An 18,265-nucleotide genomic window follows, 5' to 3' on the forward strand; every position below is an offset into this window, starting at 1 on the left:
AGCTGCGGGCCTGACCCTCAGCGCGGCTCGAAGGCGAACGGCAGGGCCAGCTGCGGGCCTGACCCTCAGCGCGGCTCGAAGGCGAACGGCAGGGCCAGCTGCGGGCCTGACCCTCAGCGCGGCTCGAAGGCGAACGGCAGGGCGCGGACCCGGTTGTCGAAGCTGGAATCGACCAGCTCGGCCGCGCCCACGGCCCGCAGATCGCGAGGCCGGGTGAACAGCTCGTGGAAGAGCGCCTTCATCTCCTGCCGCGCCAGATGGGCCCCCAGGCAGTAGTGCGGCCCGCCGCCTCCGTACCCCAGATGGGGGTTGGGCTCGCGGGTGATGTCGAAGACGTCGGGATTCTCGAAGACCGCCTCGTCGCGGTTGGCCGACGCGTAGAAGAGCACCACTTTCTCGCCGGGGTGGAAAGCACGGCCACCGAGCTCGCACGGTGCGGCGACGGTACGGCGGAACTGGATGATCGGCGTCGAATGGCGCACGATCTCCTCCACCGCAGCGTCGGCACGGCGCTCGAAGTCGGACATCAACAGGGCGCGCTGGTCGGGATGTCCGGACAGCAGCGCCAGTCCGTGGGCGATCGCATTGCGCGTGGTCTCCACACCTGCGACGAGCAACAGGGAGAAGAACGCGCCCAGTTGGCGTGAGGAAAGGGACTGTCCGTCGATGTCGGCGGTCACCAGCGCCGAAATGAGGTCACCGGTCGGGCGGCTGCGCCGTTCCCGGGCCAGTCTCGCCATCACCAGTTGCATATGGGCCAGGGCACGCAGTCCGCGCCCCGGCATCCGAAGTCCGCGCTTCACCCCGACGTTCTCCGACGCCTGGTCGATCCGTTCGGCGATCTCCCGACGGTACCGCTCGGGGATGCCCATCAGATTGCAGATGATCTCGAACGGCATACGGGAGGCGACGGACGCCACGAAGTCGCGCGGGCGTTCGGCGATCATCTCGTCGACGATGCGCCGGGCGACCTCGCGCACATCGTCCTCGGCGTCGGCGAGCAGCTTCGGGGTGAAGGCCCGCGAGACGATCCTGCGCATCCGGGCGTGCTCGGGACCGTCCATATTGACCATCGAGTTGCCGAAGACCGCCTTGGCCCAGGCGGCCGGCTCCGGTGTGGTGACACCGGGCGCGCTGGCGAAGTCCTTCGGCCGGCGGCTCGCCTCCATCACGTCGGCATGGCGGACCAGGGCGTGGAAACCGGGCCCGGTGCCGAAGCGCGCGGGCGCGGGGAGGCCGCGCAGCAGGGCGAACGACTCCAGGCGGACGGACCGCGGCAGCCGCCAGAACGCCGGATCGGCGAGATCGACGTCCTCCACGCGCAGCGGGGGCGGTGCGGACGACTGCTTCGGGACCTTCATGACCACTACCTCCTGGGGCTCGGGCGGCCATGCCGGCCCCATGCGCGGAGCCGGATGACCGACAGCAACCCGAGAGTGGACGAATTCCCACGGACGCGTGACGCCCCGCGTCAAGGGACGCGTTGCTGCGGACAGGGGAACTTTGCACTGGTTCAGCCATCTGGCTCGTTGGAGCAGGGCGACAGAAAGTCTGTTGAGCCAGAGGGGACGTACGTACCAATGAAGTTGACCACCCGAGGGTCTCTTGCGGCAGTCATCGCGTGCATGGCGTCGGCGGTGGCGGCCGCGCCCGCCGTCGCCGGTACGTCGGTGCCGGTCACGCTGCCGCTGGAGAGCCTGGAGACGGTTGTCCCGCTGGAGGCCCCCGCGCTGAGCACCGGCATCCCGGTGCTGGTGCCCGGTGCGCCCGAGGGGCCGCGTCATGTCACGGGCCGGCTCCTCCCGGAGGGCACGGTGCCGCAGGTGCCGTTCACCGGCGAGGTGCCGAAGACCCTGCTCGAACTGCCGGTGGAGAACGTGCTGGGCGAGGGCAACCTCGGAGTGGCGACCGCCGAGTCCGAGGCCTCCGACCTGGAGCTGAGCAGCCCGGGGGCGTCCCTCGGCGCCCCGCTGTCGGCGCCGCGCCCCGATCTCTTCGGTCAGCCCGAGCCGGTGCTGCCCGAGCTCGCGGTGCTCACGCCCTCGGTCGTGGGTGACCCCGTCGCCCATCTGCTGCTGAGCTGACGCACCGCGCCCGGGTGGCCGGCGGCGCCCGTACGGCTGTGAAGTGACAGTCGTACATCCGGCCACCCGGACGAGGAACCCTTTCGTGGTCGCCTCGTTGACAACACCGAAGCACGGCCACGTCGAAGGAGCGGACCCATGCGCATCCTCACCCGTCGCGTCGCACTGCGCGCGTTGTTCACGATCGGTGTGGTCGCGGGCACGGCCGGGGTACTCGCGCCGGTCGCCTCCCGCAGGCCCGGCACCGGCTCACCGGCCACGGACACCCCTTCGGGACCGGAGCTGGAGCGGTTCACCGAGATGTACCGGGGCCGCCGTATCGAGGGCACCGCGATCCACATGGTCCCCGCCGCCGGTTCCGGCGGCGAGTTCTCCGCTGCGGCGCGGGTGCTCCCGAGTGTCGAAGTCCGCATCGACGGACGTCCGTTGCACGTCATGCGGCGCGCCGACGGCAGCTATCTGAGCCTGGTCAACCACTACGAGTCGTTTCCGACGCTGCGTGACGTGGCCCGCGCCGCGGTCGACGAACTGGGTGCCGAACAGCTGGCGCTGTCCCCGGCGCACTCCCCGCTTTCCTCGTCCAGCATCTGAACCGGGAGGGGCCCCACCGGTGCACACCCGCAAGAACCAGCGGAACCTCAGCCGCAGCGAGAAGCGGCGGCTGGTCGACGCGCTGCTCGCGCTGAAGCGCTCGGGACGCTACGACGAGTTCGTCCGGATGCACGGCGAGTACTACGTCCCCGACGCCGACAGGGGCCCGCGTGCGGCCCATATGACGCCGTCGTTCTTTCCCTGGCACCGCAGGTTCCTGCTGGAGTTCGAGCGCGCTCTCCAGCAGGTCGACCCCGGGGTGTCCGTTCCCTACTGGGACTGGACGACGGACAACACGCCCGCGTCCTCGCTGTGGGCCGAGGACTTCCTCGGCGGCAACGGCAGGACCGGTGACCGGCAGGTGATGACCGGCCCGTTCGCGTACTCGAACGGGAACTGGAGGATCAGCGCCCGGGTCACCGAAGGGAAGTTCCTGACCCGGAACTTCGGCCGCCCCTCGGACCCCGTGTCGCTGCCCACCAAGGACGACGTCGCCAAGGCGCTCCGAGAGCCCGCCTACGACGCGGCTCCCTGGGACTCCACCGCGAGGACCGGCTTCCGCAACGCCATCGAGGGCTGGAGCGCCGGCGGCCCCGCACGGTGGCGCAACCACAACCGGGTGCACCGCTGGGTCGGCGGCGTGATGCTGGGCGCGACCTCGCCCAACGACCCGGTGTTCTGGCTCCATCACGCGTTCATGGATCTGCTCTGGACCCGCTGGCAGCGGGCGCACCCGCGGTCCGGTTATCTGCCGCGCACCCGGCTCGCCGCGTCGGATCCGCAAGCCGGACGGGTGTTCGCCCTCGACGAGCCGATGCCGCCGTGGAACGTACGGCCTTCGGCGCTGCTCGACCACAGCCGTCTCTACCGCTACGCCTGAGAGCTGTCCTCGGCGAACCGGCGGTCTCCTGCTACGGCGGGAGGCGGCCGGCCCGGTGCACGACCGAGGCCTCTCCCTTCCGACCGGAAGGGAGAGGCCTCGGTGTTGTGGGGGTGGGGCTCAGCCGCCGTAGGCCTCGTCCTTGTCGTGCCCGCCGTTGTTCACGCACTGGTTGCCGAACGCCGGGTTCAGCAGCGCGATCACGTTGACGGTGTTGCCGCAGACGTTGACCGGGATGTTCACGGGCACCTGGATGAGATTGCCCGAGGCGACACCGGGCGAGTGGGCGGCGACGCCCTCCGCTCCGGCGTCGGCGGCGGCCAGACCGGCACCGCCGGCCAGGATGGCGCCCGATCCGGCGACGACGGCCACAGCCTTCGCGATACGCGACATCAGTTCTCCTTGCAGATGAGAGCCAGGCCACATCGTGTGGCCTTCACGTTCCTTCAACGCGCCGACCCGGAGGGGGTAACGGTGGCAACCGAAGTTGTCGTCATATGCGGCTGACCGGATTTCGTCCCTTGTCGGCTTGTCGTGGGACCCCAACAATGCGCATGACAAACCGAAGGACCCCTTCGGTCACAGAAGTCGCAAGAGGGGACCCCCACATGAAGAAGCCTCTCGTCGGCGCTTTTCTCGCTCTGACACTCCTCGGGGCGGGTGCGGCACCCGCGGTCGCCGTCACCGCTCCGGACGCGGCGCCCGCCGCCGCGAGCGCCGAACCCCGCGCCAAGGCTCCGGCCGACGTCAAAGCCGTCGATTTCGCCGGGACGGTGGCGCTCAGCAACTGCTCGGGATCGGTGGTGCGCATGCCGGCCTCCGAGCCCGACGACCCCGCCCTCGTGCTCTCCAACGGACACTGCATCGAGAGCGGTTTCCCGGCCGCGGGCGAGGTCATCGTCGACCAGCCGTCCAGTCGCAGCTTCAGCCTGCTCAACTCGGCGGGCAGCAGAGTCGCGACGCTGCGCGCGAGCAAGATCGCGTACGCGACGATGACGGACACCGACGTCTCGCTCTACCAGCTCACCCGCACCTACGCGCAGATCGAGAGCAGCTACGGCATCAAGGCGCTGGAGGTGAACGCGGCCCACCCGGTCAAGGGCACGGCGATCAAGGTCGTCTCCGGGTACTGGAAGAGGATCTACAGCTGCTCCGTCGACGGCTTCGCCTACCGGCTGAAGGAGGGGGAGTGGACCTGGAAGGACTCGGTCCGCTACACCTCCAGCTGCAACACGATCGGTGGCACGTCGGGCTCACCCGTCGTCGACAACGCCACCGGGAAGGTCGTCGCCGTCAACAACACCGGCAACGAGTCCGGCGGACGGTGCACGGACAACAACCCCTGTGAGGTGGACGAGAGCGGCAACGTCACGGTGCGCAGGGGTATCAACTACGGCCAGCAGACGTACCAGATAGTCCCGTGCGTCGGCCTGGACAACAAGATCGACCTCGGCCGGCCGGGCTGCACGCTGCCCAAGCCGTAGTACCGCGCGCCGCCCCGGGCTCAGGGGTGGACGACGGCCGGACCCGTGACCCGTCGCGTGGTCCGGCCGTTGCACCGGGCGTGATCAGCTACAAGTACGCCGCCGCTGCCGCGGCCGCCGCATGCGCCCTCGCCGTCACGTCCTTCGGGACCGCCCACGCCGCCGCTCCGGACCCGGGCACCCGGTCCGGTGCCTCGAACGAGATCGACCGGAACCTGATCAAGCCCCCGCCGGGCGGTGTCCTCGCGCCCGTCGCCGACGCCGCCGGCAAGATCCTCCCCACCTGACTCCACTGTTCGATCGCTTGTTCGGTTTTATGGTTACCCTGGAAGCATGGCCGCACATCTCCAGGGCTCGCTTTTCGACCAGACCGACGAGATTCGACTCGGTCCGCTGGACGGCGTCCGGCGGACCGTGCTCGGCGACGGCGCCTGGATCGACGTCCTGCCCGGCTGGCTCCACGGGGCGGACGCCCTCTTCGAGGAGCTCCGCTCCGGTGTTCCCTGGCGCGCCGAACGGCGCCAGATGTACGAGCGCGAGGTGGCCGTGCCCCGGCTGCTGGCCCACTACCGGGAGAGCGACCCGCTGCCGCACCCCGTGCTGGACGAGGCCCGCGACGCGCTCGACGCCCACTACGCGGAGGAGCTCCGTGAGCCGTTCACCACGGCGGGACTGTGCTACTACCGCGACGGCCGCGACAGCGTGGCCTGGCACGGTGACACCGGAGGGCGGGCGTCCCGGCAGGACACCATGGTCGCCATCCTCTCGGTCGGCGCGCCCCGCGATCTGCTGCTGCGCCCCCGCGGGGGCGGCCCGTCCATGCGCCGGGCGCTGGGGCACGGCGACCTCATCGTGATGGGCGGGTCCTGCCAGCGGACCTGGGAGCACGCCGTGCCGAAGACGACACGCGCCACGGGGCCGCGCATCAGCATCCAGTTCCGGCCGCACGGTGTGCACTGAGCCCCCGCCCGGCCGCACGGCGTGCACTGAGCCTCCGCGCGGCAGCCGGAACGTGAGCCGGGGGCTGTCAGGCGCGCGGTGTCCGGCGCACCGACCGGCCCGCCAGCACATCCGTCCGTACGCCGTCCTCGATGACGAACCGGCCGTCGATCAGGACGTGGGGGATGCCGGTCGGCAGGGTGCGCGGCTCCTCGAAGGTGGAGCCGGCTGCGACCGTCGCCGGGTCGAACAGCACCAGATCGGCGCGGTGGCCCTCGCGCACCAGGCCCCGGTCCGACAGCCGCAGCCGGGCCGCCGGGCGTGAGGTGAGGTGGGCGACGGTCTCCTCCAGGGAGAGGATGCCGAGCTCCCGGGCGTAACGGCCGAGATAGTGCGGGAAGGTGCCGTAGGCGCGCGGGTGGGGCTTGGCGCCCTGGAGGATGCCGTCGCTGCCGCCCGTGTGGACCCGGTGGCGCATGATCGCCCGGACGTTCTCCTCGTGCCCGACGTGCTGGAGGATCGTCGAGCCGAGGCCGTCCTCGATGAGCAGCCGGCGGGCGGTGGCCCAGGGGGCCTCGCCCCGCGCCCGCGCGGTCTGCTCGATCGTCCGGCCCACATGGGAGGCGAGCGCCGGATCGGAGACGCCCGAGATCTCGATGGTGTCCCACTCGATCGGCACCCCGTGGCAGCCGTCCGAACCGATCTCCTCCAAGTGGTGGCGGATCCGCTCGGCGCCGGCCTCGTCCCGGAGCCGGGCGAGCACCGCGTCCGGTCCGCCCTCGCCCGCCCAGCTGGGCAGCATGGCGACGAGCGTCGTGCAGCCGGGGGTGTAGGGGTAGGTGTCGAGGGAGATGTCCGCCCCCTCGTCGAGCGCCTTGTCGAGCAGGGCGAGGAGATCGGGTGCCTTGCCCTTGTTCACTCCGAAGTTCATGGTGGCGTGGGCGAGATGGAGTGCGCAGCCGGCGTCCCGGGTGACCTCGACCATCTCCTCGTACGCCTGGAGGGCGCCGGCGCCGTAGGAGCGGTGGTGCGGGCAGTAGTAGCCGTCGTAGCGGGCCACCACCCGGCACAGCTCGGTCAGTTCGGCGTCCTTGGCGTACATCCCCGGGGTGTAGGTCAGGCCGGAGGACATGCCCACCGCACCCTGTTCCAGGCCCTCGGCCACCAGTCGCTTCATGTGGTCCAGCTCGGCGCCGGTCGCCGGGCGGTCGTCCCAGCCCAAAGCGTACATCCGCACGGTGCCCTGCGGGATCAGATACGCGGCGTTGACCGCGATGCCCCGGTCGAGACGGTCCAGGTACTCGCCGACCGTGCGCCAGTCGAAGTCGACGGAGGTGTCCGAGGGGCCGCCGCCGTTCCAGCCGGTGATCGCCTGGCGGACCGCGTCGAGGGTGCGGTCGTCGACCGGGGCGTACGACAGGCCGTCCTGGCCGAGCACTTCGAGCGTCACGCCCTGGGCGGCCTTCGCCTCGTGCGCGGGGTCGCGCAGCAGGGCCAGGTCGCTGTGGGCGTGCATGTCGATGAAGCCGGGGGACAGGGCGAGGCCGGCCGCGTCCACGGTGCGTGCCGCGGTCGGGCGGGGGCCGTCACCCTCGCGGTGGATCGCGGCGATGCGCCCGCCGTCGACGGTGACGTCCGCGCGGTAGGAGGGGGCGCCGGAGCCGTCGATGACACGGGCGTCGCGGATGACGAGGTCCATGGGACGACCGCCTCTCAGAAGAAGGTGCGGATGTAGTCGGTGACCGTGCCGTCGGCCTCGACCAGCGGGATCAGCTGCCACTTGTCGAAGGAGGTGCACGGGTGGGACAGGCCCATGCCGATCCAGTCGCCGACCTCCAGTTCGGCCTCCGGTGCGGTGCGCACCCAGCCGTGCTGGTCCGACAGGCCGCTGACGGTGATGCCGGTGGCCGGGCGGATCTCGCCGGTGCGGCCGTCCCGGACGACCTGGGCCTCGGGGAGGTCGAGGTCATGGGCGGCGTCCCGCTTGCCCGCGTTGACGAAGGCCTGCTCGCCGCTCGGGCGGGAGACGACCTGGGCCCAGAGGCGGAAGGCGGGCCGGAGTGCGCCCTCGTCGGGGACGCGGTTGAACGGGGTGAGGTGGCGGTAGTGGCCGTCGTCATGCGAGATGTACGCGCCGGATCGCAGCAACTTGCAGACCGGCAGAGACAGCTCGGGGATCTCGGCGAAGACGTCGGCCACCGCGTCGAACCAGGCGCTGCCGCCCGCGCTGATGACGATCTCGTCCGTGGCCGCGAAGCGCCCGGCCTTGTCGAAGTCCGCGGCGAGCGCGGTCAGCCGGCGGAGCCACGCACGGACCCGGTCGCCGTCGGCCTGCGGCACCTCGCCCTCGTACCCCGCGACACCGACGAGGCGCAGCGTGGGGGCGGCGGCCACGGCGTCGGCGATCGCCGCGCAGTCGGCGCCGGTGCGGGCGCCGGTGCGGGCGCCGTCACCGGCGCCGAGTTCGACGACGACATCGAGCGGGCGGGAGGACCCGGCGTCCCGCAGAGCCTCGTCCATCAGCTCGGCGCCGCGCACCGAGTCGACGTAACAGACGAAGCGGAAGTCGGGATCGGCGTCCAGCTCGCGGGCCAGCCAGTGCAGGGCGACGGCATCGACGACCTCGTTGGCGAGGAAGATCCGCCGGATGCCGTGCGCGCGGTAGACACGTACCTGGTGGGGCACGGCGGCGGTGATGCCCCACGCTCCGCGCTCCAGCTGGCGCACGAAGAGCTGCGGCGCCATGGACGTCTTGCCGTGCGGTGCGAAGGCCAGACCGTGGCGCTCGGCGTAGGTCTCGAGGAGCGCGAGGTTGTGCTCGACCGACTCGGCGGACAGGGCGAGGACGGGCGTGGTGAACCCACCGTCGAAGAGGTTGCGCCGCTCGGCGGCCAGTTCGGCGACCGTGAGGCCCTCGGCGTCCGGCGGGAGCGCCTTGAAGCGGTGGTCGACACGCTCGTCCCCGAGCTGGTCCACGCGCTCGTTCCCGAACTCGTCGGTGGGCCGGTCGGCGGCCATGGGAGCCTCCTCGAAAGGTATCGTTGCAACATCTGCAACAGTCATTGCGTATAACGCTTAATGGTGTCTAACATCCGGCGCAATGCCGGGTCAATGGATCCGGCTGCCCCAGAACCCGCGAGGAGGCCCCAGGGTGAGCAGCGTGACCGGCACCGCAGCCGCGGACCCGACCGAGGTGATCTGCCTCGGCGAGTCCATGGTCACGTTCATGCCCTCACGGCCCGGGCGCCTCGCCGACGTCCCCTCCTTCGCCCGCACCATCGGCGGCGCCGAGTCCAACGTCGCCTGCGCGCTCGCGGCGGCCGGGCACCGGGTGAAGTGGGTCAGCCGGGTCGGCGCCGACGGATTCGGCGACCACCTCATCGAGGCGATCGGCGCGTACGGGGTCGACACCTCGGCCGTCGGCCGCGACCCGGACCGGCCCACCGGCATCTACTTCCGCACCGCGACCGACCGGTCCACCGACGCGCACGAAGTGGCGTACTACCGAGCCGGTTCGGCGGCGTCGGCGATGTCCCCGATGACCCTGCCGTACGCCGAACTCACCGGTGCGCGCGTCCTGCACCTGTCCGGCATCACCGCCGCTCTCTCCGCCGACTGCCTGGCGCTGATGCTCGAACTCACCGAACGGCGCGAGGGGCGGCCGCTGGTCTCCTTCGACGTCAACCACCGGCCGGGGCTGTGGCGCGACGCCTCGGGACCGGAGGTCCTGCTGGAACTGGCCCGCGGAGCCGACCTCGTCTTCGTCGGCGAGGACGAGGCGGCGGACGCGTGGGGGCTCAACGGCGGGGCCGCGATCCGCGAGGCGCTGCCGGAGCCCGGTGTCGTCGTCGTGAAGCACGGCGCCCGGGGCGCCACCGCCTACACCGGGCCCGCGCCCGAGACGGCCGGAGGCCTCGCGCCGGGAAGGGCCGAAGGCCCCGCGGACGGCGCGCGGGGTGCGGTCTTCGCCCCCGCTCCCCGTGTCGACGTCGTCGCCCCGGTCGGGGCCGGTGACGCCTTCGCGGCCGGCTTCCTCTCCGGCACACTGCGCGAACTGCCCCTGCGGGACCGACTGCGGCACGGACACCTCATGGCCGCCGCCGCCCTGACCGTCCCGGGCGACCTCGGCACCCCGCCCTCCACCGCGCACGCCGACCGCCTCGCGGAACTGGACGACGCGGCCTGGGAGAGACTTCGACTCGGCCCCGGCTGGACCTCAGCCGTGGATGAGGAGGTACGTACGTCATGAGCCAGACCGTCGACCGAGCGCTGAGCATCCTTCCGTTGCTCGCCCAGGGACCCGCCGACCTCGGACAGGTCGCCGAACGACTCGGCGTTCACAAGTCCACCGCGCTGCGGCTGCTGCGTACGCTCCACGAGCACGGACTGGTCTACCGCCAGCAGGACCAGCGCTACCGGCTCGGGGCCCGGCTGTTCGCCCTCGCGCAGGAGGCCGTCGAGAACCTCGACGTACGCGAGATCGCCCACCCTCATCTCGTCACCCTCAACGAGCAGATCGGGCACACCATCCATCTCGCCGTGTACGAGGAGAGCGAGGTGCTCTACATCGACAAGGTCGAGAGCCGCTACCCGGTGCGGATGTACTCGCGGATCGGCAAACCCGTCGCGATCACCGTCGCGGCCGTGGCGAAGCTGCTGCTCGCCGACCTGCCCGAGCCCGAGCGGCGCGCGGTCGCCGAGAAGCTCGACTACCCCATGTACACATCCCGTTCGACGCCGAACGCCGGTGCGTTCCTCAGAGAACTCACCGTCGTGCGCGAACAGGGATGGGCCACCGACCTCGGCGGCCACGAGGAGTCCATCAACTGCATCGGCGCACCCATCCGGGGCGCCGACGGCCGGGTCGTCGCCGCGATGTCGGTGTCCGCGCCGAACGTCGTCGTCACCGGAGAGGAACTCCTCACCCTGCTCCCGCTGGTGCGCCGCACCGCCGACGCCATCAGCCGGGAGTACTCCGGTTCCGTCACTCCCCACTGAGCGCTACCGGAACCACTGAGCGCTACCGGAACCGCCGAGCGCTACCGGAACCACCGAGCGCGACCGGAACCACCGAGCGCGACCGATCCACCGAGCACGCCGATCCACCGAGCACGACCGATCCACCCACCACGCCCGATCCGTCGAGTCGACCGAGCACCCCGCCGGTACGACACACCCCAGCACGACACCGCCCGAAGGAAGCTCCATGACCGAGAAGACCGCGATCACCCCCGCCACCCACACCGAGCCGCCCGCCAAGTTCTCCCACGGCGTCAAGAAGGGCAACATCCTTCAGGTCGCCGGACAGGTCGGATTCCTTCCGGCCGTCGAGGGACAGGCCCCCACCCCCGCGGGCCCCACGCTGCGCGAGCAGACCCTCCAGACGCTCGCCAACGTCAAGGCGATCCTCGAAGAGGGCGGTGCGAGCTGGGACGACGTGATGATGATGCGCGTCTACCTCACCGACGTCGGCCACTTCGCCGAGATGAACGAGATCTACAACGCGTACTTCGCGGAGCAGAATCTGAAGGCCCCCGCCTCCGCGCGCACGACGGTCTACGTCGGACTGCCCGCCGGGCTCCTCATCGAGATCGACGCGCTGGCGGTCCTCGGCTGATCGTCCGCTGACCTTGCCCGACCCCACCCCCCACCCCACACCGCACGGCCCGGCGCCCGTCCCCGGGGCGCCGTGCCGCGGTCCCCCCTACCCGAAATCACCTCGAACGACAGGTTCTCCCATGTTCCTCGCCGCTGACGCACCGCCACCGGCCCCGCCGCACACCGGTGGACTGCTCCACCTCATCGACGGCACCGCAGGTCTGCTGACCATCGCCGCCCTCGGTATCGCGCTTCTGCTCGTGCTGATCATCAAGGTGAGGCTCCAGCCGTTCGTCGCGCTGCTCGCCGTCTCCATCGCGGTGGGTCTCGCCGCCGGCCTCTCCGTCACCGAACTCTTCGGCACCGTCCAGCGGTCCGCGGCCGTGTCCGTCATCGAGACCGGTATGGGCGGCATCCTCGGCCATGTCGCGATCATCATCGGACTCGGCACCATGCTGGGCGCGATACTCGAAGTGTCCGGCGGCGCCGAGGTGCTGAGCGCGCGTCTGTTGGGCCTGTTCGGTGAGAAGCGCGCGCCGCTGGCCATGGGACTGACCGGTCTGATCTTCGGTATCCCGGTCTTCTTCGACGTCGGCATCTTCGTCCTCGCGCCGATCGTCTACGCGGCGGCCAAGCGCTCCGGCAAGTCGATCATCCTGTACGCGATGCCGCTGCTGGCGGGCCTGTCGATGACCCACGCCTTCCTCCCGCCGCACCCCGGCCCGGTCGCCGCGGCCGGCCTGTTCAAGGTCTCGCTGGGCTGGGTCATCCTGATGGGCATCGTGGTCGGCATACCCGCGGTCCTCGCCGCCTGGGGGTACGCGGCGTGGATCGGCAAGCGGCTGTTCGTCGAGGTTCCGCAGGACATGCTGGAGGCCGCCGAGGACGCCAAGGCCGCGATAGCCGCCGAGCGCAAGGACCGGCTGGGAGACGGCGCCGGCGAGGCGCCCGTGTCGCTCGCCACCGTCCTGCTCATCATCGGTACGCCGCTGGTGCTGATCCTCGCGGCGACGTTCTCCTCCATCGCGCTGGACGAGTCCACGCTCCGCTCGGTCGTCGAGTTCTTCGGCAATCCGTTCGTCGCGCTGACGATCGCGCTCTTCCTCGCGTACTACCTGCTCGGCATCCGGCGCGGCTGGTCCCGCAAGTCCCTGGAGCGGGTGTCGACCTCGTCGCTCAAGCCGGTCGGCAACATCCTGCTCGTCGTCGGCGCGGGAGGTGTGTTCGGTGCCGTCCTCAAGGCGAGCGGGGTGGCCCAGGCGCTCTCCGACACCTTCAACGACGTCGGCCTGCCGGTCATCGTCCTCGCCTATCTGATCTCGCTGGTGCTGCGGGTGGCGCAGGGTTCGGCGACCGTCGCGATCGTCACCACGGCCGGCATCGTGCTGCCGCTCGTGGAGAACGGCGGTCATTCGCAGGCCTTCCTGGCCCTGGTCATCATGGCCATCTCGGCCGGTTCGATCTTCGCCTCGCACGTCAACGACGGCGGCTTCTGGATCGTCTCCAAGTACTTCGGCATCTCCGAGCGCGACACCCTCAAGTCGTGGACGGTGCTGGAGTCGGTGCTGTCCGTCGCGGGCTTCGCGGTCGCGGCGGCGCTCAGTCTCGTGGTCTAGGGCCACCGGCAATCCTGCTGACCGGTCGGCCCGCGCGGACGAAGGCGCCCGGGACGGTGTCCGTCCCGGGCGCCTCCGCGTGCCTCGGCGGGTCGGCCCGCGCGGGTCAGCTCGCGCAGTACTGCTGTTCCTTGCCGATCGAGCGGTACATGCAGTCCGAGTTCTCCAGCAGTTGCAGGACGGCGTCCCGGTTGCGGCTGGTCTCGCGCTCGATCACCTCGTCGGGCGGGTAGAAGCCGCCACCGCCGAAGCCCGTCGGGTACATCTCGAAGGTGTACGCGAAGATCTTCTGGTTGCCCCACAGCCAGTCGTCGATCGAGCCGTCCGTGACGTAGAGGTCGCTGGACTGCTCGGGCGTGTAGCCGTTGCTGGCCGCCATCTTCCTGCCGACCGCGGCGAACGCGTCACGGTCGTCCTTCGTCAGCCCCGGGGCGGTGTCCGCGGTGGTGTACCCGTACGGCCACAGCACCAGTTCGCTGTAGGTGTGGAAGTCGATGCCGGTCCTGATCTGCTGCTTGCCGCCGACGACGCGGCTGCGGGCGAAGTCGGCGACGACCTTGACCTCGGGGCCGGACTCGGCGGCACGGCCGCGGTAGGTCTCGGAGCTCGGGGATCCCGACGAGCCGTTGCAGCAGCCCCACTTGAAGTTCCAGTTGCGGTTGAGATCGGTGCCGATGGCCGACGAACCGGTGTTGGGCTGCCGGTTCTTGCGCCAGCTGCGGTACGAGCCGGAGGCGATGTCGTACTCGCCGCCGTCCGGATTGACGTCCGGGATGATCCAGATCTCCCGGCCGTTGACGGCGTTGGTGACCCGCGAGTCGGTGCCGTAGTCGTCACCGAGCTCGCGCAGCAGATACAGCGCCATCTCGACCGTCAGATGTTCACGCGCGTGCTGATGGTGGGTGAAGAGCACCTCGGGCTCGGCCTCGTCGGTCGCGACGTTGTCGCTGATCTTGACGGCGACGATGTCCCGGCCCTGGTAGCTCTTGCCGATGACCCGCTTGCTCATGATGGCCGGATGGGCGGCGATGCGCTGGTCGATCTCCGCGGTCATCTCGGCGTAGTTGTGATAGCGCGAGTCGGCCGACGGAAAGTCGAACGGCTCCACGGCCGCTCCACCGGTCCTGGCCGGCGGTCCGGGCAGCGCCGTCAGTTCGTAGCCGAGCGCGCGAAGCCGTTTCGCCTGGGCGTCGTTCGCGCTCACCACGGCCGAGCGGGCGTCGGCCTCGTCGATCGAGACGCCGGTGGCGGCGATGGCGGTACGGGCCGCGACGCCGGCCGCGCCCTTGATCTCGTACTGAAGGGTCCGTTCCTCCGCGGCGGCCGCGGGGGTGGTGGCCGGAGCCCGGGCATCGTCCGGGGGTGCGGCGTTGGCGGTGAGCGGTGCTGCCACCGCGAGCGCCAGCAGGGCGGCGAACGTGACCGTTCTCCGGCCGCCGCCGCGTATGCGAAGTCGCATGCTGTCTCCTGGGTGTGGAGGTGGGGGGTTGCGCAGGTGCGACACGTCGTGCGGGTGTGTGCGCACATGGTGCGGCCGTGGCATGACCCGGTCAAGAGGGAAGCTTCGGCCATCCGGCCCCCGATTCGTACGGACCTCTTGCGCGATCACTCGTCCACCGATTACGTGACCTGAGCCCCACGCCGGTACGAGTGAGAAGGCGGCCCGCACATGTCAGGCACCACCGAGAGCAGCACCGACGAGCCCGTGTCCCGACCGCGCAAGTCCAGTTGGAAGTACATCGGCCCCGGCATCGTCGTCGCCGCGACCGGCGTCGGGGCCGGCGACCTGGTCGCCACGCTCATCGCCGGCAGCAACTTCGGCTACACGCTCCTGTGGGCCGCCGTCCTCGGCTGCGTCGTCAAGATCTCGCTCGCGGAGGCGGCCGGGCGCTGGCATCTGTCCACCGGACGCACGCTCTTCGACGGCTGGGCCGACCTCGGCCGCTGGACCACCTGGTTCTTCGTCGTCTACGTGGTGATCTGGGGCTTCGTCTACGGGGCGGCCGCCATGTCGTCCAGCGGCCTTCCGCTCCAGGCGCTGTTCCCCGGAGTGATGGACCTCGAATGGTGGTCCATTCTCACGGGTGTCTGCGGCCTGGTCTTCGTCTGGTTCAACAAGTACAGCGTCTTCGAGAAGGTCATGACCGTCCTCGTGGGCGTGATGTTCGTGGTCACCGTCTACCTGGCGATCCGGGTCACCCCGAACCTCGGCGACGCCTTCGCCGGTCTGCTGCCCGTACTGCCGGACGAGAAGGACTCGATCCTCAACACCCTCGGCCTGATCGGCGGCGTCGGCGGCACGATCACGATCGCCGCGTACGGCTACTGGGTCAACGCCAAGGGCTGGACCAACACCGGCTGGATGAACGTGATGCGGCTCGACAACCGCGTCGCCTACATCACCACCGGCATCTTCGTGGTCGCGATGCTCATCGTCGGTGCCGAACTGCTCCACTCGGCCAATGTGGCCATCGCGAGCGGCGACAAGGGACTGGTCCAGCTCGGTGACATCCTGGAGAAGGAGTACGGCCAGGCCACCGCCACGTTCTTTCTCGTCGGCTTCTTCGCCACGTCCTTCACCTCACTCATCGGTGTCTGGCACGGCGTTAGCCTGATGTTCGCCGACTTCGTCGAGCGTTACCGCAGGAACCGCGCCGACGCCGGCGGGGTCACGGGCGAAGAGGTGGCCTCCGGCGCGCGCGAACGGTCGCTGCCGTTCCGGCTGTATCTGCTCTGGCTGACCTTCCCGCCGATGGTGCTGCTCTTCCAGGGCCAGCCGTTCCGCCTGGTGATCATCTACGGCGTGCTCGGCGCGGCTTTCATGCCCTTCCTGGCCCTGACCCTGGTGTGGCTCCTCAACTCGAACCGCACTCCCCGGGAATGGCGCAACGGCAAACTGAGCAACGGGATGCTGGTGATCTCCGGACTGCTGTTCCTGGTGCTGGCGGCCAAGCAGGTCATCGACCAGCCGTGGGCCGACTTCTTCTGACCCCGCTGTCTTCTTTCTGACCCCGCTGTCACCCATGGGGGAGGCAGGACAACGGACAGGGCCCGTCCCGCCGGGGGGAGCGGCGGAACGGGCCCTGTCATCCGAACGACAGGCCCTACGGCAGGCCGTGCACGTGCGGGCCCACCGCGTTCGACCAGGCGTTGCCGGCCGTCGCGTCCCAGTTCGTGGACCAGGTCATCGCGCCCCGCAGACCCGGGTAGGTCTTCGAGGGCTTGAAGGAACCGCAGTTCGTGCCCCGGGCGAGGCAGTCCAGCGCGTTCTTCACGATCGACGGGTCGACATAGCCGCTGCCCGCGCCCCGCGTGGAGGCCGGCACACCCAGTCCCACCTGGGAGGGGTCGAGACCGTTCTCCAGCTGGATGCAGGCGAGCGCCGTGAGGAAGTCCACGGAGCTTTGCGAGTAGACCTTGCCGTCGCAGCCCAGCATCGAACCGCTGTTGTAGTACTGCATGTTGACGACCGTGAGGATGTCCTTCACGGCCAGCGCGGTCTTGAAGTACTCCGAGCCGGTGTTCTGCATGTCGATGGTCTGCGGCGCCATCGTCAGCACCAGCGAGGCTCCGGCCTTCTGCGACAGCTGGCGCAGCGCTTTCGTCAGATAGGTGGAGTTGATTCCGTGCTCCAGGTCGATGTCGACGCCGCTGAAGCCGTACTCCTGCATCAGTGCGTAGGCGCTGTTGGCGAAGGCGGTGGCGGAGGCGTCGCTGTTGATGGTGACGTTGCCCTTCTCACCGCCGACCGAGATGATCACCGACTTGCCCGCTGCCTTCTTCGCGGCGACGTCGGCCTTGAAGTCGGCGACCGAGGCGTAGCCGACGGCCGGGTCCAGGTTGAAGACGATCTGGCCCGGTGTGGCCGTGGAGTCCGCGAAGGAGACGGCGATGATGTCGTACTGGGACTGCACATCGCGAAGCTTCTGCACGGTCGCGCCGTTGTTGAAGTTCTGCCAGTAGCCGGTCAGGGCGTGCTTCGGCACGGCCGGGTTGCCCGGGTTGCCGGTGCTCTGGCTCGTCCTGCCGGTGACCGCCGCCGACTTCGGGGACTCACCCGCGGAGTTCGTCGCCGTCACCTGGAACTGGTACGAGGTGTTCGCGGCGAGTCCGGAGACCGTGGCCGAGGTGCCGCTCGCCGACTGGACCCTGGTCCCGTCGCGGTAGACGTTGTAGCCGGCCGCGCCCGACACCGCGCCCCAGTTCAGGGAGACGGAGGAGGAGGTCACCGAGCCGACCGACACACCGGCCGGTGCGGAGGGGATGCCGGGCTCGGGGTCCGTGCCGCCGCCCCCGTCGGGGCCGAAGACGTTGACGTCGTCCGCGATGTAGGCGGCCTGGCCGTACCACCCGTGCATGTAGATCGTCACCGACGTGGTGCTCGCGCCGGTGCGGAAGCCGGTCGACAGCTGGGTCCAGCTGCTGCTGCCGGGCGTCCAGGTGGAGACGTCGGTGGTGCCGGTTCCCGTCGCGCCGAGGTAGGCGTACCCGCCCTGCACCCATGCGGCCAGGGTGTAGGTCGAGTTGGGCTTCACGGAGACGGTCTGGGTGCACCTGGCGTTGTCCTGGCCGGCCGGTGTGGCCTTCAGCGCGGAGGAGCCGGTGCGTACGGGGGAGGAGGTGTTCGCACCACTGCCGCCGGAACAGGTCCAGTTGGAGAGCCCGGACTCGAAGCCGGCGTTCTTGGCGACGTTGATGTCGGCCGCCTGAGCGGTGCCTGTGCTGCCCACGATGGAGATACCGGCTCCGACGGCGAGCGCCAGGGCTCCGCCGAGCCATCTCCGCGAGCGTGTGGTGCGGTCCACTTTGCAGCCTCCGGTGGGGGAGTTGGGGGTGTGGAGGGGGTCTCGGAACGGTGGCCACCGCTGGGCGTACAAACTGGTCCAGACCAATGGGGTTGTCAAGACCTCTGACATCGATTCGTATACGGACGCCTTCGTCGGTTTTCGGCCAAAGGTGGAGGGCGCCTGTCCCGCCTTTCCCGTCACCCGGGCAGGAGTTGTCCTCGACGGCCGATTCGACCGGACGTTCGGCATCCCGAATTCACTCCCGCGTGACGGGAGTGAACTTCTG

17 protein-coding genes are annotated in these 18,265 nt (G+C 70.1%); 11 read left to right on the forward strand and 6 right to left on the reverse strand.

Features of this window, described 5'->3' with window-relative positions; all coding sequences use genetic code 11:
• Nucleotides 1–113: 113 nt before the first annotated feature.
• Nucleotides 114–1,361 (reverse strand): cytochrome P450, encoded by a 1,248-nt coding sequence (locus ABTX78_RS26950; RefSeq protein ID WP_352209385.1) that lies wholly within the window; start codon nt 1,359–1,361, stop codon nt 114–116.
• Nucleotides 1,362–1,625: 264 nt separating this feature from the next.
• Here ABTX78_RS26950 and ABTX78_RS26955 point away from each other — a divergent pair, with 264 nt between their 5' ends.
• The 3 genes from ABTX78_RS26955 to ABTX78_RS26965 all read left to right on the forward strand — a co-directional run bounded on the left by ABTX78_RS26955 (nt 1,626) and on the right by ABTX78_RS26965 (nt 3,555).
• Entirely contained in the window at nt 1,626–2,084 is a 459-nt protein-coding gene (locus ABTX78_RS26955; RefSeq protein WP_352209386.1) for a hypothetical protein, read from the forward strand.
• A gap of 138 nt (nt 2,085–2,222) precedes the next feature.
• On the forward strand, nt 2,223–2,675 hold the full coding sequence (locus tag ABTX78_RS26960; RefSeq protein ID WP_352209387.1) for a tyrosinase family oxidase copper chaperone: 453 nt from the start codon (nt 2,223–2,225) through the stop codon (nt 2,673–2,675).
• 19 nt (nt 2,676–2,694) lie between these two features.
• The gene (locus ABTX78_RS26965; protein WP_352209388.1) at nt 2,695–3,555 is read left to right on the forward strand and encodes a tyrosinase family protein; all 861 of its coding nucleotides are present in this window, start codon (nt 2,695–2,697) and stop codon (nt 3,553–3,555) included.
• Between the two features lie 120 nt (nt 3,556–3,675).
• On the opposite strand, the gene ABTX78_RS26970 is transcribed toward ABTX78_RS26965, so the two are convergent.
• Nucleotides 3,676–3,948, reverse strand: coding sequence for a chaplin (locus ABTX78_RS26970; protein WP_352209389.1), 273 nt, complete (start codon nt 3,946–3,948; stop codon nt 3,676–3,678).
• A 215-nt stretch (nt 3,949–4,163) separates the two neighbouring features.
• Here ABTX78_RS26970 and ABTX78_RS26975 point away from each other — a divergent pair, with 215 nt between their 5' ends.
• The 3 genes from ABTX78_RS26975 (at nt 4,164) to ABTX78_RS26985 (ending at nt 5,999) form a co-directional block, all read left to right on the forward strand.
• Complete coding sequence (locus tag ABTX78_RS26975; RefSeq protein ID WP_352209390.1) at nt 4,164–5,039, forward strand: S1 family peptidase; 876 nt, start codon at nt 4,164–4,166, stop codon at nt 5,037–5,039.
• Nucleotides 5,040–5,119: 80 nt separating this feature from the next.
• On the forward strand, nt 5,120–5,326 hold the full coding sequence (locus ABTX78_RS26980; protein WP_352209391.1) for a hypothetical protein: 207 nt from the start codon (nt 5,120–5,122) through the stop codon (nt 5,324–5,326).
• Nucleotides 5,327–5,372: 46 nt separating this feature from the next.
• Nucleotides 5,373–5,999 carry an alpha-ketoglutarate-dependent dioxygenase AlkB gene (locus ABTX78_RS26985; protein ID WP_352209392.1) on the forward strand — a complete coding sequence of 209 codons (627 nt, stop codon included), beginning with the start codon at nt 5,373–5,375 and terminating at the stop codon, nt 5,997–5,999.
• A gap of 67 nt (nt 6,000–6,066) precedes the next feature.
• Here ABTX78_RS26985 and ABTX78_RS26990 read toward each other — a convergent pair whose 3' ends face one another.
• Together ABTX78_RS26990 and ABTX78_RS26995 are read right to left on the reverse strand one after the other, a co-directional pair.
• Nucleotides 6,067–7,677, reverse strand: coding sequence for an N-acyl-D-amino-acid deacylase family protein (locus ABTX78_RS26990; RefSeq protein WP_352209393.1), 1,611 nt, complete (start codon nt 7,675–7,677; stop codon nt 6,067–6,069).
• Nucleotides 7,678–7,691: 14 nt separating this feature from the next.
• On the reverse strand, nt 7,692–8,996 hold the full coding sequence (locus tag ABTX78_RS26995; protein ID WP_352209394.1) for an alanine racemase: 1,305 nt from the start codon (nt 8,994–8,996) through the stop codon (nt 7,692–7,694).
• A gap of 133 nt (nt 8,997–9,129) precedes the next feature.
• Here ABTX78_RS26995 and ABTX78_RS27000 point away from each other — a divergent pair, with 133 nt between their 5' ends.
• The 4 genes from ABTX78_RS27000 to ABTX78_RS27015 all read left to right on the forward strand — a co-directional run bounded on the left by ABTX78_RS27000 (nt 9,130) and on the right by ABTX78_RS27015 (nt 13,192).
• Nucleotides 9,130–10,227 (forward strand): sugar kinase, encoded by a 1,098-nt coding sequence (locus ABTX78_RS27000; protein WP_502993973.1) that lies wholly within the window; start codon nt 9,130–9,132, stop codon nt 10,225–10,227.
• Nucleotides 10,224–10,976: an IclR family transcriptional regulator gene (locus ABTX78_RS27005; RefSeq protein WP_313944397.1), complete on the forward strand. Its 753-nt coding sequence runs from the start codon at nt 10,224–10,226 to the stop codon at nt 10,974–10,976. Before ABTX78_RS27000 ends, ABTX78_RS27005 begins: the two co-directional genes overlap by 4 nt.
• Before the next feature lie 208 nt (nt 10,977–11,184).
• Nucleotides 11,185–11,595: a RidA family protein gene (locus ABTX78_RS27010; RefSeq protein WP_340475071.1), complete on the forward strand. Its 411-nt coding sequence runs from the start codon at nt 11,185–11,187 to the stop codon at nt 11,593–11,595.
• Between the two features lie 121 nt (nt 11,596–11,716).
• A complete protein-coding gene (locus ABTX78_RS27015; RefSeq protein WP_352209395.1) occupies nt 11,717–13,192 on the forward strand; it encodes a GntP family permease in 1,476 nt (491 codons plus the stop codon).
• 106 nt (nt 13,193–13,298) lie between these two features.
• Here the strand turns inward: ABTX78_RS27015 and ABTX78_RS27020 are convergent, their stop codons facing one another.
• Entirely contained in the window at nt 13,299–14,651 is a 1,353-nt protein-coding gene (locus ABTX78_RS27020; protein WP_352209396.1) for a M14 family metallopeptidase, read from the reverse strand.
• Nucleotides 14,652–14,861: 210 nt separating this feature from the next.
• Here ABTX78_RS27020 and ABTX78_RS27025 point away from each other — a divergent pair, with 210 nt between their 5' ends.
• Nucleotides 14,862–16,181, forward strand: a complete 1,320-nt coding sequence (locus tag ABTX78_RS27025) for an Nramp family divalent metal transporter (RefSeq protein WP_352209397.1) — start codon at nt 14,862–14,864, stop codon at nt 16,179–16,181.
• A gap of 115 nt (nt 16,182–16,296) precedes the next feature.
• Here ABTX78_RS27025 and ABTX78_RS27030 read toward each other — a convergent pair whose 3' ends face one another.
• The gene (locus ABTX78_RS27030; protein WP_352209398.1) at nt 16,297–17,997 is read right to left on the reverse strand and encodes a chitinase; all 1,701 of its coding nucleotides are present in this window, start codon (nt 17,995–17,997) and stop codon (nt 16,297–16,299) included.
• Nucleotides 17,998–18,265: the final 268 nt, after the last annotated feature.

Source organism: Streptomyces sp. NPDC096193, from assembly GCF_040302905.1.
Lineage (GTDB): Bacteria > Actinomycetota > Actinomycetes > Streptomycetales > Streptomycetaceae > Streptomyces.